This is a genomic window from Pseudooceanicola spongiae (assembly GCF_014899185.1).
In the GTDB taxonomy this organism is placed as follows: Bacteria; Pseudomonadota; Alphaproteobacteria; order Rhodobacterales; family Rhodobacteraceae; genus Pseudooceanicola; species Pseudooceanicola spongiae.
The window spans coordinates 2,250,829-2,274,061 of sequence record NZ_CP045201.1; the positions used below are offsets into that span (position 1 = coordinate 2,250,829).

General features: G+C 62.7%; 17 protein-coding genes. 11 read left to right on the plus strand and 6 right to left on the minus strand.

Annotation, left to right across the window (positions count from 1 at the left end):
- Positions 1-13 precede the first annotated feature (13 nt).
- The 3 genes from F3W81_RS10680 (at position 14) to F3W81_RS10690 (ending at position 5,934) form a co-directional block, all read left to right on the plus strand.
- Entirely contained in the window at positions 14-2,773 is a 2,760-nt protein-coding gene (locus tag F3W81_RS10680) for a [protein-PII] uridylyltransferase (protein ID WP_193079155.1), read from the plus strand.
- Entirely contained in the window at positions 2,770-4,329 is a 1,560-nt protein-coding gene (gene murJ, locus F3W81_RS10685) for a murein biosynthesis integral membrane protein MurJ (protein ID WP_193079156.1), read from the plus strand. The genes F3W81_RS10680 and murJ overlap by 4 nt, the downstream gene beginning before the upstream one ends.
- Before the next feature lie 81 nt (positions 4,330-4,410).
- Positions 4,411-5,934: a phospholipase D family protein gene (locus F3W81_RS10690; protein ID WP_193079157.1), complete on the plus strand. Its 1,524-nt coding sequence runs from the start codon at positions 4,411-4,413 to the stop codon at positions 5,932-5,934.
- A gap of 7 nt (positions 5,935-5,941) precedes the next feature.
- Here F3W81_RS10690 and F3W81_RS10695 read toward each other — a convergent pair whose 3' ends face one another.
- Positions 5,942-6,637, minus strand: a complete 696-nt coding sequence (locus F3W81_RS10695; protein WP_193079158.1) for a rhomboid family intramembrane serine protease — start codon at positions 6,635-6,637, stop codon at positions 5,942-5,944.
- Between the two features lie 164 nt (positions 6,638-6,801).
- Here F3W81_RS10695 and trpS point away from each other — a divergent pair, with 164 nt between their 5' ends.
- The 3 genes from trpS to F3W81_RS10710 all read left to right on the plus strand — a co-directional run bounded on the left by trpS (position 6,802) and on the right by F3W81_RS10710 (position 9,615).
- Positions 6,802-7,857, plus strand: coding sequence for a tryptophan--tRNA ligase (trpS, locus tag F3W81_RS10700; RefSeq protein ID WP_193079159.1), 1,056 nt, complete (start codon positions 6,802-6,804; stop codon positions 7,855-7,857).
- A 144-nt stretch (positions 7,858-8,001) separates the two neighbouring features.
- Positions 8,002-8,493: a VOC family protein gene (locus F3W81_RS10705; protein ID WP_193079160.1), complete on the plus strand. Its 492-nt coding sequence runs from the start codon at positions 8,002-8,004 to the stop codon at positions 8,491-8,493.
- Positions 8,494-8,748: 255 nt separating this feature from the next.
- A complete protein-coding gene (locus F3W81_RS10710) occupies positions 8,749-9,615 on the plus strand; it encodes a branched-chain amino acid aminotransferase (RefSeq protein ID WP_193079161.1) in 867 nt (288 codons plus the stop codon).
- On the opposite strand, the gene F3W81_RS10715 is transcribed toward F3W81_RS10710, so the two are convergent.
- Positions 9,612-10,328: a GNAT family N-acetyltransferase gene (locus tag F3W81_RS10715; RefSeq protein ID WP_193079162.1), complete on the minus strand. Its 717-nt coding sequence runs from the start codon at positions 10,326-10,328 to the stop codon at positions 9,612-9,614. The two genes, F3W81_RS10710 and F3W81_RS10715, sit on opposite strands and share 4 nt — an antisense overlap.
- A gap of 265 nt (positions 10,329-10,593) precedes the next feature.
- On the opposite strand from F3W81_RS10715, the gene F3W81_RS10720 reads away from it, so the two are divergent.
- Positions 10,594-11,070 (plus strand): hemerythrin domain-containing protein, encoded by a 477-nt coding sequence (locus F3W81_RS10720; protein WP_193079163.1) that lies wholly within the window; start codon positions 10,594-10,596, stop codon positions 11,068-11,070.
- A 320-nt stretch (positions 11,071-11,390) separates the two neighbouring features.
- Complete coding sequence (locus tag F3W81_RS10725) at positions 11,391-12,758, plus strand: methyl-accepting chemotaxis protein (RefSeq protein ID WP_226941640.1); 1,368 nt, start codon at positions 11,391-11,393, stop codon at positions 12,756-12,758.
- 321 nt (positions 12,759-13,079) lie between these two features.
- Here F3W81_RS10725 and aspS read toward each other — a convergent pair whose 3' ends face one another.
- Positions 13,080-14,861, minus strand: a complete 1,782-nt coding sequence (aspS, locus tag F3W81_RS10730) for an aspartate--tRNA ligase (RefSeq protein WP_193079164.1) — start codon at positions 14,859-14,861, stop codon at positions 13,080-13,082.
- 433 nt (positions 14,862-15,294) lie between these two features.
- On the opposite strand from aspS, the gene F3W81_RS10735 reads away from it, so the two are divergent.
- The 3 genes from F3W81_RS10735 to F3W81_RS10745 all read left to right on the plus strand — a co-directional run bounded on the left by F3W81_RS10735 (position 15,295) and on the right by F3W81_RS10745 (position 20,979).
- The gene (locus F3W81_RS10735) at positions 15,295-16,530 is read left to right on the plus strand and encodes an SAM-dependent methyltransferase (RefSeq protein WP_193079165.1); all 1,236 of its coding nucleotides are present in this window, start codon (positions 15,295-15,297) and stop codon (positions 16,528-16,530) included.
- Between the two features lie 313 nt (positions 16,531-16,843).
- Positions 16,844-20,131 carry a carbamoyl-phosphate synthase large subunit gene (gene carB, locus F3W81_RS10740; RefSeq protein ID WP_193079166.1) on the plus strand — a complete coding sequence of 1,096 codons (3,288 nt, stop codon included), beginning with the start codon at positions 16,844-16,846 and terminating at the stop codon, positions 20,129-20,131.
- A 257-nt stretch (positions 20,132-20,388) separates the two neighbouring features.
- Entirely contained in the window at positions 20,389-20,979 is a 591-nt protein-coding gene (locus tag F3W81_RS10745) for a thymidine kinase (protein ID WP_193079167.1), read from the plus strand.
- A gap of 129 nt (positions 20,980-21,108) precedes the next feature.
- Here F3W81_RS10745 and F3W81_RS10750 read toward each other — a convergent pair whose 3' ends face one another.
- Genes F3W81_RS10750 through proC form a run of 3 tightly spaced genes read right to left on the minus strand, consistent with a single transcriptional unit; the run spans position 21,109 to position 23,211 of the window.
- On the minus strand, positions 21,109-22,065 hold the full coding sequence (locus F3W81_RS10750) for a 2-hydroxyacid dehydrogenase (RefSeq protein WP_193079168.1): 957 nt from the start codon (positions 22,063-22,065) through the stop codon (positions 21,109-21,111).
- Complete coding sequence (locus tag F3W81_RS10755; RefSeq protein ID WP_193079169.1) at positions 22,062-22,403, minus strand: tRNA-binding protein; 342 nt, start codon at positions 22,401-22,403, stop codon at positions 22,062-22,064. Before F3W81_RS10755 ends, F3W81_RS10750 begins: the two co-directional genes overlap by 4 nt.
- Positions 22,396-23,211, minus strand: a complete 816-nt coding sequence (gene proC / locus F3W81_RS10760; RefSeq protein ID WP_193079170.1) for a pyrroline-5-carboxylate reductase — start codon at positions 23,209-23,211, stop codon at positions 22,396-22,398. Before proC ends, F3W81_RS10755 begins: the two co-directional genes overlap by 8 nt.
- Between the last annotated feature and the right edge of the window lie 22 nt (positions 23,212-23,233).

Below are 23,233 nucleotides of genomic sequence, written 5' to 3' on the forward strand. Positions count from 1 at the left end.
AATCGGACGCGATATGACACAAACCCTGGACCTGCCGGACGATCTGATTCGTCCGGCAGTGGAAATCATTGATCCCGCCCAACTCGCGCAAGACATCGCCGCCGCCCGAGAGGCTGGCGGCGATGACGATATGCGACCCAGGATCGTGGCCGTTCTGAACACCGCCCGCACCAAGGGCGCGGCCGTGATTGCCGCTGCATTCCAGGCGCATCCTTTCGAGGCCCGGCGCACCACGCGCGCCTACACCTATCTGACGGATTGCATCATCCATGCTGTGCTGGATCATGCGATGCAGACCCTGCCCGAGAAGGAGCGCAAGTCTCTGGGCAATTTCGCGGTCTGTGCCGTGGGCGGCTATGGGCGCGGTGAAATGGCGCCCTATTCCGACGTCGACCTGCTGTTTCTGGCCAAGACCAAGATCTCGGCCAGTCTGGAAACGCTGATCGAGAACATGCTCTATATCCTTTGGGATCTGCACCTGAAGGTCGGCCATTCCAGCCGGACCATCAAGGAATGCCTCAGGCTGGGGGCCGAAGATTACACCATCCGCACGGCGATGATGGAAAACCGCTATCTTGCGGGGGACCAGGCTCTGCTCAAAGAGCTGAACAAGCGCCTCTGGTCCGAGCTGTTCAAGGGCACCGAGAAAGAGTTCATCGAAGCCAAGCTGAAGGAACGCCTGCAACGTCACCTCAAGCAGGGCGGTCAGCGCTATGTCGTTGAACCAAACGTGAAAGAGGGCAAAGGCGGGCTGCGTGACCTGCAATCGCTCTACTGGATCGGCAAATATGTCCACGGGGTGCAATCGACAGCGGAACTGGTGCGCCTCGGCGTGTTCCGCCAGGAAGAATACGAGATGTTCCTCAAGGCCGAGGACTTCCTTTGGGCCGTGCGCTGCCACATGCACCTGCTCGCGGATCGCCCGCTGGAGCAGCTGACCTTCGACATGCAGGTCCAGGTCGCCGAGGCCATGGGCTACAAGGACAAGGGCGGGCTGCGCGGGGTCGAACACTTCATGCAGGCCTATTTCCGCTATGCCACATCTGTCGGAGAGCTGACGCGCATCTTCCTGACCCAGATGGAAGCGGCCCACATCAAGAACGGCCCGATGATCGACCGCGTGTTCCGTCGCCGCCCCAAGATCGGTGCCACCTACCGTGTCGTCAACAACCGCCTCGACGTGGTCGATGAGGCCGCCTTTTTTGCTGACAAAATCAACATGTTGCGCATCTTTGACGAGGCGCTGCGCACCGGCATGCTGGTGCACCCCAACGTGTTGCGCTCCATGCACACCAACCTCAAGCTGATCGACGACGGGATGCGCGAAGATCCCGAGGCAGCGAAGATCTTCCTCGGGACGCTGCTGAAACACGGCAACCCCGAACGCGCCCTGCGCCGGATGAACGAGCTGGGCCTGCTGGCCGCCTTCATCCCCGAATTCGAACCCATCGTCGCGATGATGCAGTTCAACATGTACCACCACTACACGGTGGACGAACATACGATCCAGTGCATCCGACACCTCGCCCTGATCGAACATGGCGATCTGGAGGAGGAGCTGCCTGTCGCCTCGACCATCCTCAAGGAGGGGGTAAACCGGCGGGTGCTTTACGTGGCGCTGCTGCTGCATGACATCGGCAAGGGGCGCGAGGAGGACCACTCGGTTCTCGGTGCTAAGATCGCCCGCAAGGTGGCGCCGCGCCTCGGGCTGACGCCGGATGAATGCGACACGGTGGAATGGCTGGTGCGCTATCACCTGCTGATGTCGGACATGGCGCAGAAACGCGACATCGCCGATCCGCGCACCGTGCGTGATTTCGCCAAGGCCGTGCGCACGCGCGAACGGCTGGACCTGCTGACCGTGCTGACCGTCTGCGATATTCGCGGCGTCGGTCCCGGCACGTGGAACAACTGGAAGGCCGCGCTGCTGCGCGCGCTCTACCGCCAGACCCGCCGCGCCATGGAAACCGGGCTGGAGGAGCTGAACCGCACCCACCGCGGCCGCGAGGCGAAAAGCAACCTGCGCAAAGAGCTGACCGGCTGGTCCAAGGCCGATATCGACCGCGAGATGCGCCGCCACTACCCGCCCTACTGGCAGGGGCTGCATGTCACGACGCATGTCACCTTTGCCGAGATGCTGCGCGATCTGCCTGTCGACGAAATCCGTATCGATCTGCATATGGACGAGGATCGCGATGCCACGCGCGCCCTCTTCGCCATGGCCGATCACCCCGGTATCTTCGCCCGCCTCTCGGGCGCACTCGCCCTTGTCGGGGCCAACGTGGTCGATGCGCGCACCTATACGGCCAAGGACGGCTATGCCACCGCCGCCTTCTGGGTGCAGGATTCCGAGGGCCACCCGTATGAGCGCAGCCGCCTGCCCCGCCTGACCCAGATGATCAACAAGACGCTGAAGGGCGAGGTCGTGGCGCGCGACGCCATGCAGGACCGCGACAAGATCAAGAAACGTGAACGCGCCTTCCGTGTCACGACCTCCATCGCCTTCGATAATGAGGGCTCCGAGATCTACACGATCATCGAGGTCGACACCCGGGACCGCCCCGGTCTGCTGCACGACCTTACGCGGACTCTTGCCGCCGCACATGTCCAGCTTGCCAGCGCCGTGATTGCCACATACGGAGAGCAGGTCGTGGATACATTTTATGTGAAAGACATGTTCGGGCTGAAGCTCTATTCCGAAAGCAAGCAAAAATCCCTGGAAGCCAAGCTGCGCGCCGCGATCGACGCGGGCCAGGAAAGGGCACGATCTTGACACCCATCCGACTGGCTTCGGGTATCTTCACCGTTGGACTCTGGACCCTGCTGAGCCGGGTTCTGGGGCTCGCCCGGGATATCATCCTTCTCGGAACAATCGGCACAGGCCCGGTGTACGAGGCCTTCATCGTCGCCTTCCGACTGCCAAACATGTTCAGGCGTTTCTTCGCTGAAGGCGCGTTCAACATGGCTTTCGTGCCGATTTTTTCCAAAAAGCTGGAAGCAGGGGAAGACGCGACCGATTTCATGAACCAGGCCTTTGCCGGTCTGGCAACAATTCTGATCGTGCTGACCCTGATCGCCCAGGCCGCGATGCCATGGCTTATCCTGGCGCTGGCGTCGGGCTTCAAAGGGCAGGAGCAATTCTCTCTCGCCGTTGAATTCGGGCGGATCACCTTCCCCTATATCCTGTTCATCTCGCTGGCGGCTCTGCTGTCGGGCGTGCTGAATGCCGCCGGGCGCTTTACAGAATCCGCAGCAGCGCCTGTGGTGCTGAACATCCTGCTGGTCGGGGCCCTGCTGCTGGCGGGATACCTCGGTTATGATGTCGGTCGGATGCTTGTGTGGTCGGTCCCGGTCGCCGGGGTCGCGCAGTTCATGCTGCTCTTTCTGGCAGCTCGCAAGGCGGGGATGCCGGTGCGCTACGTGCGACCACGGATGTCAAAGGACATGCGCCGGCTGATCCGCGTTGCCATCCCTGCGGCCATGGCCGGTGGCGTGGTGCAGCTGAACCTGCTGGTCGGCCAGCAGGTTGCGAGCTATTTTGATCGCGCTGTTGGCTGGCTTTTCACCGCCGATCGTCTCTATCAGCTGCCGCTTGGCGTGGTCGGGATTGCGATCAGCGTTGTGCTGCTTCCGGATCTGTCCCGCCGCCTCAGGGCCAATGACATTGACGGCTCGCGCAATGCCCTGTCCCGCGCCGGAGAGATCGCTCTGGCCCTGACTGTGCCCTGTGCGGTCGCGCTGGTTGTCATCCCACTGCCGATCGTCTCGGTGCTGTTTGAGCGCGGCGCAGCACGTCCCGAAGACAGCCGAGCCATTGCCTTGGCGGTTGCGGTTTATGGCGCGGGCCTGCCCGCGTTCGTGCTGCAAAAAGTGCTGCAACCGATCTATTTCGCCCGCGAAAACACCCGCAGCCCGTTCAACTATGCCATTGTCGCAATGATCGCCAATGCCGTGCTGGCCATCGGGCTCGCCCCGGTCATCGGCTGGATCGCCGCAGCGCTGGCGACCACAGTCGCGGCGTGGGTGATGGTCGTCCTGCTGGTGCGCGGCACCCGGCAGATGGGCGATATCGCGCGTTTCGATGACAGGTTTCACAAGCGGAACTGGCGGATCATACTGGCCTCGGCTGTCATGGGCGCCGTCTTGTGGCCCGTCTCGCAGCTCATGACAGGCTGGCTGCACAGCGATTTCATCCGCTACCCGGCCCTTTTCCTGCTGATCGCCATCGGGTCTCTGACCTATTTTGTCGCCGGCACGGTCATTGGCGCATTTTCACTGTCAGATTTTCGCAACGCAGTGTCGCGGGGAAACAAAGCCAAGACGGGCTGAAACCATTCCGGAGGGCGGGGCGTTGGTCAAGCGAAGCAGAACAATGCAATCAGCGCCAATGCCTGGAATAAAAATCATATCATGCCCAAGGACAGATCCACGACACCTCGTTTCGAGCCGCTTGTCACTGCGTCCGAAATGTTCCCCGCGCTGGAGCGGCTCTGCCTGAACACCCAGGAAGAGCTGCTGATGTCCTTCCGGATCCTCGACCCCCTGACCCGGGTTCGCAGCAAAGAAGCCTTGGATCTTGGGTTGGAGAGCTGGGCCGATCTGATCCATCATGTGGCGGAGCGGGGCGTCAAGATCCGTATGCTGATGGCGGATTTCGACCCGCTGTTCACGCCGGATCTGCATCAGAACGCCTGGTCCAATGCACAGCGTTTCGCCAGCCGCCTGCCGAAGGAGGCTGAAATCCTCTGTGCCCTGCACGAGTGCAAATCGGCCCCCATGTGGAAGCGCGTCTTCTGGCCGAAGATCAAAAGCCGTATCGCAGATCTGTCGAATTATGCGCCCGCTCAGCTGACAGCCCTGCAGCATCAGGCGATGCGTGGCGAGGTGGCGCTGCATCCCGTGACCCTTCACCAGAAATTTGCCGTCTCGGACGGCGCAACGGCGATCATCGGCGGGATCGACGTCAATGAACGTCGCTGGGATGATGAACAGCACGACCGCCGCGCAGAAGAAACCTGGCATGATGTCAGCATCCTGATCGCTGGTCGCGTTGTCGGTGATCTGCGTCGCCATTTTGCAGACAGCTGGGAGCGGGCCCGCAGGGCCGGTGCCACCAGCTTTGGGGTCGACGCCACCTCTGTCGCCGAGACACATCCCCTGCCCGCCAAGCTGCACTCAGCAAGTGGGCCACGTTTGCTGCGCACGATCTCCTGTGACCAGGACAGCCCAATCCGCATCGGCCCGAAATCCAAGATCACCGAACACGAAGAGGCCCATATCGCCGCCTTCGACAGCGCCAAGCGGCTGGTCTATATCGAAACGCAGTTTTTCCGGCACATGCCTCTGGCCAAGGCTCTGGCCCGCGCGGCAGAGCGTTCGCCGTCGCTTCAGGTCATCCTGGTGATGCCGAGCGAGCCGGACAGGGTGATTTTCGAGGGCAAGCGCGGCTTTGATGTGCGCCATGCGCAAGCACTGCAATTGCGCTGCCTGCGCGTGCTGCGCCGCGCCTTTGGCGACCGGCTGGCGATCATGGCGCCAGCGCAGCCGCGCAAGGCGCCGGACAACACGCCGATGCCGCTGCATGGCGCAGGGATCATCTATCTGCATTCGAAGGTGACACTGGTCGATGATCAGCTCGGCATCGTCGGATCGGCAAACCTGAACGGTCGTTCGATGCGCTGGGATACCGAGGCATCGCTGCAATTTCACGGCAAGCGCGACATCAAGATGATCCGCGAACGTCTGATGAAGACCTGGCTGCGCGACCGGATGTCGACGATTGACGTCAAGAAGGCGAGCGACTGGGCAAAGGTCGCTCAGGAAACTGCGGACCTGCCCCCTGACGCACGCGAAGCCTATATCCTGCCCTGGCCAGAGGAGCGCAATCGCCGCTTTGCGCGCCCCTTCCCGATCCTGCCCGCCGAGATGTTCTGAACCGCGTTCAGCGGCGCTGCAGCTTGTGACGCAGCCGGGCGAGGCCACCGGGCAGCAGCAGCGGTGCCAGACCGAACCCGGTCACGAAGGCTGCCAGTTCGGCGACCCAGGTGGTGCCCGTATCAAAGAACAGCCCGAACAGCAGCTGAATGGCCATCAGCAGGCCGATCAGGCGGAAGGCTGCGATCTGACGCTCGCCCACCCCGCGCAGATAGATCCAGAGCATGTAACTATAGGCCCCGATAAAGCCGTAGGTCGGCGGGAAAGCCCCGTAGAGTGGCTCTTGCGCGGGGGCGACCAGCCCGAAGATCAGCGCCCCCATGGCCGAGCTCAGCACGAACAGGATCAGCAGCGGAATGGGGCGCATCGCCTCGCCGACGAACTTGCCCAGAGCCAGCATCATCACGCCCGCGATCACGGCCTGCTGGAACGAGCCATGCACGAAGGGATAGCTCACGAAGCGCATCAGCACCTCGAGCGGGGCGCTGCGGCTCTGGGCCATGTAATCGAGGAAGGCCGGGAAAAAACCGTAGTCCTGCAGGGCCCCAAGACGCCAGCCAATCGCGGCGGGCCCGCCGACCAGACCAGCTTTGCCAAGGGAAAAGACGCCCTCGATACCGATCACGGCGACGAACAGCAGCACCACGACCGGCGGAACCGGGTTCACTAGGCTTTCGGGCGGCGTATAATCCGGGTCACTCATCGGTGCGTCCTTTTCTCGGGCCCTGCTGGGAGCCTGCTGCTGGTCTTTGGCCCGCCGCCTGCCCCAGCCCTGTGCTGAGGGGGCCCGGCGGTTGACGGGCCTTCGGGGCATGGGTAAGCCAGCACAGACCGAATTGCCAGACGCCCATCCAGGAGACGGGATACATGTCCGACGCGACCCAGAGCGAAACCGCAACACAAACCAGCGCAACGGCGTTTCAGCCGCGCGTCTTTTCCGGCATTCAGCCGTCGGGTGGCCTGACGCTTGGCAATTACCTCGGCGCGATGCGTCGTTTTGTCGATATGCAGGAAACCGGGATCCAGACCCTGTACTGCATGGTCGACATGCACGCGATCACCGTATGGCAAGACCCCGAAGCCCTACGCCGCCAGACGCGCGAGCTGGCTGCGGGCTTTATCGCCTCTGGCCTCGACCCCAGAAAATCCATTCTCTTCAATCAAAGCCAGGTGCCCGAGCACGCGCAACTGGCCTGGATCTTCAACAGCGTCGCGCGCATGGGCTGGATGCAGCGCATGACCCAGTGGAAGGACAAGGCGGGCAAGAATGCTCAGAACGCCTCGCTGGGGCTGTTTGCCTATCCGGCGCTGATGGCGGCGGACATCCTGCTGTATCATGCGACCCATGTTCCCGTGGGCGAGGATCAGAAGCAGCACGTCGAGCTGACGCGCGATATCGCGGCCAAGTTCAACCACGACTACGGCGTTGAGTTCTTCCCGATGACCGAGCCCGTGATCGAAGGGGCAGCGACCCGCGTGATGTCCCTGCGCGATGGCAGCAAGAAGATGTCGAAATCCGACCCCTCGGACATGAGCCGGATCAACATGACCGACGACGACGAAGCAATCGCCAACAAGATCCGCAAGGCCCGCACCGATGCTGATGCCCTGCCCTCCGAAGCGGCAGGTCTGGCTGAACGCCCCGAGGCGCGCAATCTGGTCAACATCTACGCGGCGCTGAACGACAGCGATGTTGACAGCGTGCTGCGCGAGGTTGGCGGCAAGCAGTTCTCGGAGTTCAAACCGATGCTCGCCGATCTGGCCGTCGCCAAGCTGTCGCCGATCTCGACCGAGATGGCGCGGCTGATGCAGGCTCCGGACGAAATTGACGCCATCATCGGTGCCGGCGCCCTCGAAGCCCGCAAGATTGCCACGCCGATCCTGGAGAAGACCTACGATATCGTCGGGATGATCCGCAGCTGACAACACGGTCTGGTGCCTTGGCGGCGCCAGACCACCGCATCTATGCAGTCCTTGCATCCTTGCACAACGCCGGTGCGCCAGACGGCCTTTCGCCCCTTCCAGAGCCTGCCTAACTAGAGGCTAGGCCATTGAAGGAGCGGCGACATGACAAACCCAGTGCACCCAGACGTCAGAGTGGGACATATCCACCTCAAGGTCGCGGATATCGACCGCGCCATCGACTTCTACAGCGGCATTCTGGGGTTTGAAGTGCAGACCCGCTTCGGCAAGCAGGCCGCCTTCCTATCTGCCGGTGGCTATCACCACCACATCGGCCTCAACACCTGGGAATCGCGCAACGGCACGCCGGCCCCCAAGGGACATACCGGCCTCTATCACACCGCTTTCCTCTATCCCGACCGCGCCTCTCTGGCCGATGCGCTGCGCCGTCTGGTCGAAGCCGGGGTCGAAATCGACGGCGCTGCCGATCATGGCGTGAGCGAGGCGATCTACCTCAGGGATCCCGATGGCAATGGCGTTGAGCTCTATCGCGACCGCCCTGCCGAAGACTGGCCGCGCCTGCCGGATGGATCGCTGGCCATGTATAACGCGCCTCTTGATCTTCAGCTTCTCCTCTCCGAAGCGCCCGCCGTCTGAGGGCGACGTCTGCTGAACCGCTTACCTAGGGTCACAGAACTGTTTCAGAATCAGCTTAAGAAAGAGTTGTGACGACGCAGCCCTGTGACGAACCCCAGCACGGGCAAATACGGCAGATTGCGACCTGAAAAATCATTTTGTAGCACCAAGTTGCCCCCGGCCATTGCGCCGGGGGTTTTTGGTTTGGCGCCGCACCCTTCCCCTTTTGAGCGCGATGTCCTATGCCGATCAGGCGCATACGAAGGAGACAGCAGCATGGCGAGTGGCGAAATTCATACCTACTTTCAGGGTGTCTGGCACCAGGGTGACGTCGCGGTGATGAAAGCCGGTGATCACGGCTCCTGGCTCGGCTCGACCGTGTTTGACGGTGCCCGGATGGTGCAGGGCCTGCTGCCCGATCTGCGTGCCCACTGCGAGCGGGTGAACCGCTCTGCCGAGGCGCTGATGATCGAACCCTCCTGCCCTGTGGATCAGATGATTGCCATTGTGCGGGAAGGACTTGCGCGGTTTTCACCCGATGCCTCCGTCTATATCCGCCCGATGTATTGGGCCACCGAGGGCAATGAGACGGTCGTGCAGCCGAAGTACGGTGCCACGGGCTTTTGCATCGCGCTTGAGGAGATCCCTCTGGCCGCCCCTGATGCCGCGACGACGCTGACCCTCACCCGGTTTCGCCGCCCGGTGATGGAGACCGCGGTGGTCAACGCCAAGGCCGGAGCGCTCTATCCCAACAACGGCCGCATGCTGGCCGAGGCGCGCGCAAAAGGCTTTGGCAATGCGCTGGTTGCCGATGCCATGGGCAACGTCGCCGAGAGCGCGACGGCCAATGTCTTCATGGTCCGGGATAGCGAGGTCTTGACCCCGATCGCCAATGGCACCTTCCTGTCCGGCATCACGCGCGCGCGTCATATTGCCAACCTGCGCGCCGATGGCGTGACGGTGCACGAGGCGGTTCTGACCTTCGAAGACTTTGAAAGCGCTGACGAAATCTTCCTGTCGGGCAACCTCAACAAAGTGACGCCTGTCACGGCATTCGATGCGGTGACCTATCCCATCGGGCCGATGACCGCACGGGTCCGCCAGCTCTATTGGGACTGGGCCGCGACCGACATGACCCTCTAGAGCGAGGGATCGGAGGCCACGCGCACCAGCCCGGTCAGATCGCTGAGGCGTTCTGACTGCTGCCCGCTCGCGTCGAAATTCGCCGGGCTGAGCCAGACCGAATAGGCCTCCTTCAGGGCCGCCCATTCGCCGTCGCAGATGGCAAACCAGGCGGTGTCGCGGTTGCGATCCTTGACCACCATGTGCTGCCGGAAGATGCCTTCATAGCTGAAGCCAAAGCGCTGCGCGGCCCGGCGTGAGGGACGGTTCAGGGCGTTGCACTTCCATTCATAGCGGCGATATCCAGCCTCGAACGCCCATTGCATCATCAGGAACATCGCCTCGGTCGCGGCAATTGTGCCTTGTAATTCAGGGGCAAAGGCAATGTTGCCGACCTCGACTGAGCCATTGTTCGGCATGATGTTGAGGTAGCTCGCCACGCCGCAGACCGAATGGGTCCGGGTGTCGGTGATGGCGAAGAAGACCGGCTCGGCCCCGCCCTCGACCGACCGCACCCAGCGGTGGTATTGCGAGGAGCTGGCGAAGGGGCCGTTGGGCATGTAATCCCAGAGCCAGTCCTGCCCGTCGAACGCCTCGTAGAGCACACCGGCGTGCGCCTCGGCGGTGAGCGGATCGAGCCGCACATGCCGCCCTTCCAGCACCAGATCGACCGGCGGGCGCGGCGGGGCCGTCCAGCCCTCGACGCTCGGCCCAATGGGGCGGGACAGGGTCATGAGGTCGTCTCCTTCAAGCGTGCACTGTGGCTCTGACGGGCACGATATTGCAAAGTTCCGAGCAAGGGAAGGTACCAAACTGTGCAGCCAGGCAAGCGCTATGCCGCTGAAATTTAAGTGGCTTTTATGCAAGCCCGGGACAAATCGCCACGTCTCGAAGCGCGACGTCACAGGGAACCTTGCAGGCCGATCGGGTGTTGAACCCGGATAGCGCGGCGACCCTGCCACCACCGCGCCCATGCCACATTTCCAGGAGAGACAGCTCATGACTTCGATCTATGACGCCATCAAAAAAGACCATGCCCGCCACCGCGAGCTGCTGGACAAAATCGCCGACACAACCGGTGCCAGCCCGGAGCGTGAGAGCGCCTGGGACGAATTCTATCACGACGTGAAATCCCACGCCGCTGCCGAGGAAGAGACCTTCTATTCCACGCTGATGAGCGAAACCTGGGGTCAGGATTCCGCCCGCCATTCCGTGCACGAGCACGAGCAAATGGATGAAATCATGGAGGAATTGCGCGAAACCGATATGTCCTCGCCAGCTTGGCTGACCCGTTTCAAGGTTCTCAAGCACGACTATGAACATCACATGGACGAAGAGGAAGACGAGGTCTTTACCCGCGCCAAGAAGGTCATCGGCAAAGAGGACAACGACGCCTTTGGAGCCAAGTTCCTTGCGCGCAAATCTGAGGAAGCCAAGCTGGTCGAGAAGAAGCGCAAGGACGCGCTGGAGGACTGAGCGCGCCAAGCGGCCGCGCTTTTGACAGCTATGACGAACGGCGGTGCGCAGTGGCACCGCCGTTTTGCGTTCATCAAAGCCGAAACCTTTGTGAACAAGGCAAATCCGGCGATTTGCGATGTCGGTATTGCGTCGGTATCTGAACGGTATCCGGGCGGTGCGAATTCCGCCGCACCGGACGTCTTAACGCACCGTTCTGGCGCACAGGTCGACCGCGCCATTGTGACATTTTGAACTATTTACCGCCCCGGCTTTACCAGCAGGTAAGACACTGGGGTGCATAAGCGTCTCGACGAATATCCTCAGGGAAGGAATGTGACGTGGCATTTTGGGCCTCCTCCAAGCCGAAAGACGACGAAAAGGTCCTAGGCGATCTAGCGCTCCTTCAGATGGTTGAGCGTACCCAGGCGGTGATTCACTTCAAGCCGGACGGCACGGTCATCATGGCGAACGGCAACTTCCTGAAAGCCTTGGGGTACGAGGCCGAGGAAGTGGTGGGCAAGAACCACTCGATGTTCGTCTATCCGAGCTACGTCAAAACGAATGACTATCGCGAGTTTTGGGAAAAGCTGCGCGCCGGGGAATCCTTTACCAGCCAGTTCCCGCGCCTGCGCAAGGATGGTCGCAAAATCTGGATTCAGGCCACCTATGCGCCGATCACCGATGAGCAGGGCAATATCGTACGAGTCACCAAGATCGCCATGGACGTGACGGTCCGGCGTACAGCCCTGGAAAGCATCACCAAAGGCATGGAGGCGCTGACCGACGGCGATCTCAGCTATCGCGTCGGACCCTGCAGCATTCCCGATCTTGCAAACCTCGGCAATGCCTACAACACCTCGGTTGATCATCTCTCGCAGATGATATCGAACCTGCAAGCGGTGGCCGAGACGATCGACGCGGTCAGCAGCCAGATCGGCTCCACCTCTGACGAGCTGTCGCGTCGGACCGAAACACAGGCCGCGACACTGGAACAGACCGCCGCCGCCATCGAAGAGCTGAACTCGAATTCCCGCTCGGCCGTGTCACATGCGCAGGAGGTCGGCGAAGAGGCCAACGCCACGCGCACCTCGGCCGAGGGCAGCCAACACCTGGTGCAGGATGTGACCGATGCGATGAAACGTATCGAGGGATCATCCGATGCGATTGCGCGCATTATCTCGGTCATTGACGACATCGCGTTTCAGACAAACTTACTGGCGCTGAACGCCGGGGTCGAGGCCGCCCGCGCGGGCGAAGCCGGTCTGGGCTTTGCCGTGGTCGCCTCTGAGGTCCGCTCGCTTGCCGGGCGCACAGCGGATTCGGCGCGCGAGATCAAGGGGCTCATCGAACAGAGCGCGGGTCATGTGAAGACCGGTGTTGATCTGGTGGACCGCACCGGCACTCAGCTGACCGCAATCTTCGAAGGTGTCGGGCGAATTTCCGAGCGAGTGAAGGAAGTGGCCTATGGTCTGGGCGAGCAGAGTACCACCCTTGGCGAAATCAACTCAGCCATTTCGCAGCTGGATCAGGTGACGCAGCGAAATGCGGCCATGGTGGTGGATACGGCAGACGCCACGAAAGGTCTGTCCGAAAAGAGTGCGGCACTGCGCCAGAGTATCGGGGTATTCCGGACCTCCAATTCCGGCGGATCGTCCAGCTGGTCGGACACGGGCAGCGATCGCGGCGGCTACTCTCGGTCAGCGTGATCGGTTGCGGACTGAGCCGCAGACTGCGTGCGGCTGGGCCTTGGACCGGTGGGGTTGTGAGAGGGTCACCTTCGAAGCCTGTGCCGGATCCGTGGTACCAGTATTGATGCGCTCGACAGTCAGGCCTATTCGCGGCTGTCGGATACGGAGCGCCAAGGCGGTTACGGTCAAGATGTCGACAGCGGCGTTAGAGGCTTCGCCAGCGTGTCGCCCTGCACCATTACGACCCGACATAAAGTGTCTTCCAAAAAAACGCCCGGCACTTGGCACCGGGCGTTTTGGTATTTCGGGCTGCTCAGGATGCGACCTCGTGAGCGGGCCTCACTCCTGTGGGATGACGCGCAGGTGCAGCTCCATCAGTTGATCCGAGGTCGGCTCGGACGGCGCGGCCATCATCAGGTCTTCGGCGCGCTGGTTCATCGGGAACAGGATGACCTCACGGATGTTGCTCTCTTCGGCCAGCAGCATGACGATGCGGTCGATCCCGGCAGCGCAGCCACCGTGCGGCGGGGCGCCGTACTGGAAGGCGTTGACCATACCGCCGAAGCGTTTCTCGACTTCTTCCTTGCCGTAGCCGGCGATCTCGAAGGCCTTGAACATGATCTCGGGCTTGTGGTTGCGGATCGCGCCGCTGACCAGCTCATAGCCGTTGCAGGCCAGGTCGTATTGGTAGCCGCGCACGTCGAGCGGATCGCCCATCAGCGCCTCCATCCCGCCCTGCGGCATGGAGAAGGGGTTGTGCTCAAAGTCCAGCTTGCCTGTCTCCTCGTCACGCTCATAGATCGGGAAGTCGACGATCCATGCGAAGGCGAAACGGTCCTTGTCGGTCAGGCCCAGCTCTTCGCCGATCACGTTGCGGGCGCGGCCAGCAACGGATTCGAAGGACTTCGGCTTGCCACCGAGGAAGAAGGCCGCATCGCCAACGTTCAGGCCGAGCTGCTGACGGATCGCCTCAGTGCGCTCTGGCCCGATGTTTTTCGCAAGGGGGCCAGCGGCTTCCATGCCCTCGCCCTGATCACGCCAGAAGATATAGCCCATGCCGGGCAGACCCTCTTTCTGGGCAAACGCGTTCATACGGTCGCAGAACTTGCGCGAGCCGCCGGTCGGCGCGGGGATGGCGCGGATTTCGGTGCCGTCCTGCTCCAGCAGCTTGGCGAAGATGGCGAAGCCGGAGCCGGCGAAATGCTCGGACACGACCTGCATCTCGATCGGGTTGCGCAGGTCTGGCTTGTCGGAGCCGTATTTCAGCGCTGCATCCTTGTAGGAGATCTGCGGCCATTCGAGAGGGGTGTCGACTTTCTTGCCGCCACCGAACTCCTCGAAGATGCCGCCGATGACGGGGCTGATCGTGTCGAAGATGTCCTGCTGCGTGACGAAGGACATCTCCATGTCGAGCTGGTAGAAATCGGTCGGCGAGCGGTCGGCGCGCGGGTCTTCGTCGCGGAAACAGGGCGCGATCTGAAAATACTTGTCAAAGCCCGAGACCATGAGCAGCTGCTTGAACTGCTGGGGGGCCTGCGGCAGGGCGTAGAACTTGCCCGGGTGCAGACGCGAGGGCACGAGGAAGTCGCGCGCGCCTTCGGGCGACGACGCGGTGATGATCGGCGTCTGGAATTCACGGAAGGCCTTATCCCACATGCGCTTGCGCATCGAGGAGACAACATCCGAGCGCAGGATCATGTTCTTCTGCATCTCGTCACGGCGCAGGTCGAGGTAGCGATAGCGCAGGCGGGTTTCCTCAGGGTATTCCTGATCGCCGAAGACCATCAGAGGCAGCTCTTTCGAGGCGCCGAGGACTTCGATGTCGCGCACGAAGACTTCGATTTCGCCGGTGGGCAGCTTGGCGTTGACCAACTCAGGGCTGCGCGCCTTCACTTCGCCGTCGATGCGGATACACCATTCCGAGCGGACCTTTTCGACAGCGGCAAAGGCCGGGCTGTCGGGGTCGCAGAGCACTTGCGTGATGCCGTAGTGGTCGCGCAGGTCGATGAACAGGATGCCGCCGTGATCTCGGACCCGATGCACCCAGCCGGAGAGGCGGACAGTGTCGCCGACGTGGTCTTTTGTCAGACCGGCGCAGGTATGGCTGCGGTATGCATGCATGTTCTCAATCGTCCTTCGGGTTTTTCGGGCTGTGCAGCCACGGCCTGCGGTTCAGGCCGGGCGCGGATAAGGGCCTGCGCCGGATCACATGGAAGGGCTGTAAAAGTCAAGGGAGGCAGCGGTTCCGGGCCTGTTTTACGTGGCTTCACCGCCTGCGCCCCTGCCGGGCCCGCCGCAGTGAAGAACGGCGCAAAAACCGGCAGGTGACCGGTGCGGGGGCGCGGGAGTAGACGTTTCCAAGGCCTTTTCGCGTAAAAATGATGCCAAGGGATACCTTTGGATGCTTTTCAACACATCCATGCAATTTACATCTAATGCTAAGCTCTGCACTCTGATGGCAGAGCGAAGGTTTCGGGGTGAGCGGTCCCCGGCTGAGATGTCGCTACCGCTTCCCCCGACCCTGGCAGATCTGCCCAGCGTTGGGAGGCACGACATGTGGCAAAATTTATTGAACACCTTTCTGGAAAAGGCGATCCGGAAAGGTCGCCTGACGGTGACCTATGCGGACGGCAGCCAGCGCAGCTTTGGTGGCGCGCCCGGCGGGCCGGTGGTGGCGATCCATATCTCGGACCCCGCCCTGCCCCGCAAGATCGTGATGGATCTGGAGCTGGCGGTTTGCGAGGCCTATATGGACGCGCGGCTGACGATCGAGGGCGATGACCTCTATGGGCTGATGACGCTGGGGCTGATCAACCTGCCGAAAGCTGGCCCCGCCTGGTGGCAAAAGCCGGTGGATGCGCTGCACTACGCGATGCGCCGCGTCGCGCAGTTCAACCCGGTGGGCAAGGCGCAGGCCAATGTGGCGCATCATTATGACCTGTCGTCAAAGCTCTACGATCTGTTTCTGGATGCGGACAGGCAGTACTCCTGCGCCTATTTCAGCGACCCAAAGATGTCGCTGGAAGAGGCGCAGGCCGCCAAGAAGGCGCATATCGCGGGCAAACTGCTGATCGAGCCAGGGATGAGCGTGCTGGACATCGGCTGTGGCTGGGGCGGCATGGCGCTGACGCTGGCGCGCGATTACGGGGCGAAGGTGGTCGGGGTGACGCTGTCGCGTGAGCAGCATGCCATTGCGGTGCAGCGCGCCCGCGACGCGGGGCTGGAGGGGCAGGTCGAGTTTCGGCTGCAGGATTACCGCCATGTCACCGAGACCTTCGACCGGGTGGTTTCGGTCGGCATGTTCGAGCATGTCGGCACGCCGCACTACCGGGAATACTTCCGCCATGTGCGCCAGTTCCTGAAGGAGGACGGGGTCGCGCTGATCCATACCATCGGGCGCACAACTCCGCCGGGGGCGACGAACCAGTTCATCACCAAGTACATTTTTCCCGGTGGCTATGTGCCTGCGATGTCCGAGACGATGGCGGCGGTGGAAAAGGAAGCTCTGGTGGCGACGGATGTCGAGGTCTGGCGGCTGCATTACGCCGAGACGCTGAAGCACTGGTACGACCGGTTCATGGAGAACGCCGATGTTGCGGAGCAGATCTATGACGCGCGCTTCGTGCGGATGTGGCGGCTGTATCTGATCGCGAGCGAGCTGACCTTCCGGCTGAACAATCAGGTCGTGTTCCAGTTTCAGCTGACCCGTGATCAGGAGGCGGTGCCGCTGACGCGCGACTATCTCTATCCCGGCGAGATGGTGCAGGCCCATGCCACTGCGGCGCAGTAGCGTCTGAAGAGAAGGGGCGCTGCCCCTTCTGCCCCGCCTGCGGCGTGTCATTCATCCCCGGAATATTGCAGCAAGAAGAAGGCGGATGGCGGGGCGTGCGCCTTTTTGGCGATGTGCGCGCCTGCCCTGCGGTTCCCCTGTGGCATATGGCAGGGGGAGGGTGCATATATGGCGCGGCCAGACGGGCGGTGCGGCGGCGTTGGTGTGTCGTCGCCTTGGGGGTTGAACCCCGGCTTGTCATGGCTATAACGCACGACAATTTGCTTGGGGTGACATCACCCCATGCGCGTCGCTTCGCCGAGGGGTCCCTGCCATGCCGAAAAGAACCGATATCAAATCCATCATGATCATCGGAGCTGGCCCCATCATCATCGGCCAGGCCTGCGAGTTCGATTATTCCGGCGCTCAGGCCTGCAAGGCTTTGCGCGAAGAGGGCTACCGGGTCATTCTGGTGAACTCGAACCCGGCGACGATCATGACCGACCCCGGGCTGGCGGATGCCACCTATATCGAGCCGATCACCCCCGAAGTCGTCGCCAAGATCATCGAGAAGGAGCGCCCCGATGCGCTGCTGCCGACGATGGGCGGGCAGACCGGGCTGAACACCTCGCTGGCGCTGGACGACATGGGCGTGCTGGAGAAATTCGGCGTCGAGCTGATCGGCGCCAACCGCCAGGCCATTGAAATGGCAGAAGATCGCAAGCTGTTCCGCGAGGCGATGGACCGCATCGGGTTGGAAAACCCCAAGGCGACGATCGTGACCGCGCCGAAACTGCCGAACGGCAAGCGCGACATTGCGGCCGGTCTGCGCGATGCCATCGACGCGCTGGAAGATATAGGCCTGCCCGCGATCATCCGCCCCGCCTTCACCCTTGGCGGCACCGGCGGCGGCGTCGCCTATAACCGTGACGATTACGAATTCTACTGCCGCTCGGGCATGGAAGCCTCGCCCATGGGTCAGATCCTGGTGGACGAGAGCCTGCTGGGCTGGAAAGAATTCGAGATGGAGGTCGTGCGCGACAAGGCCGACAATGCGATCATCGTCTGCGCCATCGAGAACGTCGATCCGATGGGCGTGCATACCGGCGATTCGATCACCGTTGCCCCGGCCCTGACGCTGACCGACAAGGAATATCAGGCGATGCGCGCCGCCAGCATTGCCGTGCTGCGCGAGATCGGAGTCGAAACCGGCGGGTCGAACGTGCAATGGGCGGTGAACCCTGCCGATGGCCGCATGGTGGTGATCGAGATGAACCCGCGGGTCAGCCGGTCGTCGGCGCTGGCGTCCAAGGCGACGGGCTTCCCGATTGCCAAGATCGCGGCCAAGCTCGCGGTCGGCTATACGCTGGACGAGCTGGACAACGACATCACCAAGGTGACCCCGGCGAGCTTTGAGCCGACCATCGACTATGTCGTCACCAAGATCCCGCGCTTTGCCTTCGAGAAATTCCCCGGCTCCAAGCCCTATCTGACAACGGCGATGAAATCGGTGGGCGAGGTCATGGCGATTGGCCGGACCTTCCACGAATCGCTGCAAAAGGCGCTGACCAGCATGGAGACCGGCCTGACCGGTCTGGACGAGATCGAGATCGAGGGCGCGCCCGATGCCGCCGCCGTAACCAAGGCGCTGACCGAGCAGACCCCTGACCGGATCCGCGTCATTGCCCAGGCGATGCGCCACGGCATGTCCGACATCGATATCCACGCCGCCACCGCCTTTGATCCCTGGTTCCTGGCCCGCATCCGCGAGATCGTTCAGGTCGAGGCCGAGATCCGCGTCAACGGCCTGCCGGTGACCGAGGACGGCTTGCGCCGCGTCAAGATGATGGGCTTTTCCGACGCCCGTCTTGCGACGCTTTCGGCGCGCGACGAAGGTCAGGTGCGCCGGGCGCGTCTGAACCTGGGCGTCACGGCCGTGTTCAAGCGGATCGACACCTGTGCCGCCGAATTCGAGGCGCAGACCCCCTATATGTATTCCACCTACGAGGCCCCGATGATGGGCGAAGTGGAATGCGAGGCGCGTCCTTCCGACAAGAAAAAGGTCGTCATCCTCGGCGGTGGTCCGAACCGGATCGGCCAGGGGATCGAGTTCGATTACTGCTGCTGTCACGCCTGCTATGCGCTGACCGAGGCGGGCTACGAGACGATCATGATCAACTGCAACCCTGAGACGGTGTCGACCGACTATGACACCTCGGACCGGTTGTACTTTGAGCCGCTGACCTTCGAGCACGTCATGGAGATCCTGCGGATCGAGCAGGAACGCGGCACGCTGCACGGCGTCATCGTCCAGTTCGGCGGCCAGACACCGCTGAAACTGGCAAACGACCTGCAGGAGGCCGGGATCCCGATCCTCGGCACCACGCCGGACGCCATCGACCTGGCCGAGGACCGTGAGCGGTTCCAGGATCTGGTCAACCGTCTGGGGCTGAAGCAGCCGAACAACGGGCTTGCCCGCTCTGACGAGGAAGCCTTTGCAATCGCGGCCAAGATCGGCTTTCCGCTGGTCATCCGCCCGTCCTATGTTCTGGGCGGCCGGGCGATGGAAATCGTGCGCGAGATGGAAGGCCTCAAGCGCTATATCCGTGACGCGGTTGTCGTCTCGGGCGACAGCCCGGTGCTGCTGGACAGCTACCTGTCCGGCGCGGTCGAGGTCGATGTCGATGCGCTGTGTGACGGCACGGATGTGCATGTCGCGGGCATCATGGAGCATATCGAGGAGGCCGGCGTGCACTCGGGCGACAGCGCCTGCTCGCTGCCACCGCACTCGCTGAGCCAGTCGATCATCGACCAGCTGAAAGAGCAGAGCCGCGCGCTGGCGCTGGAGCTGGGCGTTGTCGGCCTGATGAACGTGCAGTTCGCGGTCAAGGCGAATGAAGAGGGCGTGCAGGAGATCTTCCTGATCGAGGTCAACCCGCGCGCCAGCCGCACGGTGCCCTTCGTCGCCAAAGCGGTGAAATCGCCGATCGCCAGCATCGCCGCCCGCGTCATGGCCGGTGAAAAGCTGAACACGTTTGATCTGATCGACCCGCAGATCAAGGGCTTCGCGGTGAAAGAGGCCGTGCTGCCCTTCGCCCGCTTCCCCGGTGTCGACACGCTGCTGGGGCCGGAAATGCGCTCCACCGGCGAAGTCATGGGCTATGACCAGACCTCCTTCGCACGCGCGTTCCTGAAGGCGCAGCTGGGGGCGGGCACCGATCTGCCGACCTCAGGCAAGGTTTTCCTGTCGATCCGCGACGCCGACAAGACCCCGGCCATGCTGGACGCCGCGCGCATCCTGCTGGACCTCGGCTTTGCCATCGTCGCGACCCGTGGCACCACCACCTGGCTGAACGACGCCGGGCTGGAGTGCACGCTGGTCAACAAGGTCTATGAGGGTCGGCCGAATATCGTCGATCAGCTGAAGGATGGTGAGATCGCGCTTGTGCTGAACACCACCGAGGGCGCACAATCGGTGAATGACAGCCGGGAAATCCGCTCGGTCGCTCTGTATGACAAGATCCCCTACTTCACCACGGCTGCGGGGGCCTGGGCCGCTGCACAGGCGATGAAGTCCCGCACCGAGGGTGAAATCACCGTCACGTCGCTTCAGGACAGCTGAGGCGCCCTCTCAAAGGAGACCGGGATGTCGAGACTGAATGCACTGCGTCTTGCGGCACTGACCGCACTGATGATTCTGGCAGGCTGCAACGTGCCACTGGTGCCGCTGATATAAGACACGACAGATCGGGCCGGAGCCTTGTGCACCGGCCCGCAACTTTACTGAGGCCAGGCTCCAGAGCCGTCCCTGCCGATAAAGCACAGAGATCCGACGCTCTGCCGCTTGCCCGGCGCTGATCGAGGCAGTATCCCGACCGGATGGCGAAACTCTACTTTCATTACTCGACGATGAACGCTGGCAAATCGACGGTTTTGCTGCAGGCATCCCACAATTACCGCGAGCGCGGGATGCAGACCTATCTGCTGACAGCCCAGTTCGACAACCGCGCCGGAGAAGGCCGTATCGCGAGCCGCATCGGCATTGGCGAGGCGGCTGACACCTTCTCAGATAGCGATGACCTGTTCGAGAAACTCGCCGCCCGACGCGACGCGGGCGACTACGCCTGTGCCTTTATCGACGAGGCACAGTTCCTGACAAAAGCACAGGTCTGGCAGCTGGCGCGCGCGGTCGATGATCTGAACGTGCCCGTGATGTGCTACGGCCTGCGCGTCGATTTCCAGGGCGAGCTTTTTGCCGGCTCCGCAGCACTTCTGGCGCTTGCAGACGAAATGCGCGAGGTCCGCACGATCTGCCACTGCGGGCGCAAAGCCACGATGGTCGTCCGCCGCGGCGCCGACGGATTGGCTACCCACGAAGGTGCCCAAGTGATGATTGGCGGCAACGAAACCTATGTCTCGCTGTGCCGTCGTCACTGGCGCGCAGAAATGGGTGATCCGTCGGCCCATTGAAAGGCGTTTGCCTCCGGCGGAAGTATTTGGGGCAAGATGACAGGGCAAGCGCGCTCTTCATCATCTTGCCTGAAATACTTCGGGGGGCGCCGCAAGGCGCGGGGGCAGCGCCCCCTGCCCCACTGGCCATCAGTTGACCGCGTTCGGCACTTTTTCTCCGGCGAAGAAGGCGCGCAGGTTCTCGACGGCCATCGCACCCATGGCTTCGCGGACATTCATAGCAGCCGTCCCCAGGTGTGGCAGCAGGACCACGTTTTCGAGCTTCAGCAGTGCGGCGGGCACCTTTGGTTCATGCTCGTAGACATCCAGGCCGGCCGCCCCGATCTGACGGGATTGCAGAGCCGTGACCAGAGCGGCTTCGTCCACGATATCGCCACGGGCGATATTGATGAAAACGCCGTGCGGCTGCATGGCGGCAAAGACCTGTTCATCCACAAGGTGGTGAGTTTCAGGGCTGGCAGGGGTGGCAACGACGAGGATGTCGGCCCAGGCGGCCAGCTCTTTCAGGCTGTCCTTGCGTGCGGCGGGGAACTCCAGATCCTTTGCGGAGCGCGAGAAATAGCCGACCTCCATCCCGAAGCCGAAGTGACAGCGCCGGGCCACGGCCTGGCCGATGCGTCCCATGCCGATCACGCCCAGTTTGCGACCCGTCACATGCAGGCCGAGCAGCTGGGTGGGGTGCCAGCCTTCCCATTGGCCTGAGCGCACCAGACGCTCGGCTTCACCGGCGCGCCGGCAGGCCATCAGCATCAGGGTCATGGCGATATCGGCGGTGGCATCGGTCACGGCGCCGGGGGTGTTGGAGACGCTCACCCCATGTGAGCGGCAGGCTTCGACGTCGATGTGGTTATAGCCGACACCGAAATTGGCCAGCATCTTGCAGCGCGGCCGGCCGAAATCCTGCAGGATCTCGGCGCTGACCATATCGCCCAGCGTCACCATCATTGCATCGAAGACCGCAAAGCCCGAGCGCAGCTCGGCCGGGGTCATGGGGCGGGTGCTGTGGCGGACCTCGACCTCGAACAGCGCCTCGGCGGCGGCGATGGTGTCGGGGGGCATGGGGCGGGAGATGAGGATGCGCTTCACTGCATCCGCTCCCCCGGCGTGACCGGATGATCTGGGGTGAGCAGCACGATGCCGCCCTCGGCATCAGCGACGCCGAGGGTCAGCACTTCGGACATGAAGGGGCCGATCTGGCGGGGCGGGAAGTTGACCACGGCCATCACCATGCGGCCAACCAGCGCCTCGGGCGTGTAATGCGCCGTGATCTGGGCGGAGGTCTTTTTCTCGCCGATCTCGGTGCCGAAATCGATCCAGAGCTTGATGGCGGGCTTGCGCGCCTCGGGGAAGGGTTCGGCGCGGGTGACGCGACCGGCGCGGATGTCGACCTTGAGAAAGTCGTCAAAGGTGATCTGGTCAGCCATTGGCAAGCTCCTTGGATCGTTTCGTAGCGGCCTCGACCGCGCGGGGCAGCAGGGCGGGAAAGCCGCTGTCCGCGTCCATCAGCACGTTGAGCGCGGCCTGCGTGGTGCCGTTGGGGCTGGTGACGTTGATGCGCAGCTGGGTGGGTGTCTCGTCCGTGCCCTCGGCCAGCGCGCCTGCCCCGGCGACGGTGGCCTTGGCCAGTTGCATCGCGAGGTCTTCGGGCAGCCCCTGAGCCACACCGGCAGCGGCGAGGGTTTCGATCAGGTGAAAGACATAGGCGGGACCGGAGCCGGAGACACCGGTGACGGCATCCATCTGGTCCTCGGTCTCGATCCGCGCCACCTGGCCGACGGCGGAGAGCAGCGCCTCGGCCAGGTCCATGCCCGCCTCGCCGACGTGTGGATTGCCGACGATGGCGGTGATGCCGCGACCGACAGCGGCGGGCGTGTTGGGCATGCCGCGGATGATCGGGCTTTGTGCGCCAAAGGCCGCCTCGAAGGCCGAGATCGGTGTCCCGGCGGCGATGGAGAGGAAGACCGTCGTGCTGTTGCCAAGGGCGCGCAGGCCCGGCAGCGCTTCGCCCATCATCTGCGGCTTGACCGCGACGATGGCGACGGCGGGGCTGTCGGGCAGGCCGTCGTTCAGATGCACGCCCGTGCCCTTCAGCCAGTCCGAGGGGTGCGGGTCGAGCACCCAGACAGAGCTGGGCGGCAGCCCGCCTTTGAGCCATCCGGCGAGCATCGCGCCGCCCATTTTGCCGCATCCCAGCAGGACGAGGCCTTTTTCCGCCACAGTTTCCAAAGACATGCTGTGCCCCCTAAGCTATTTG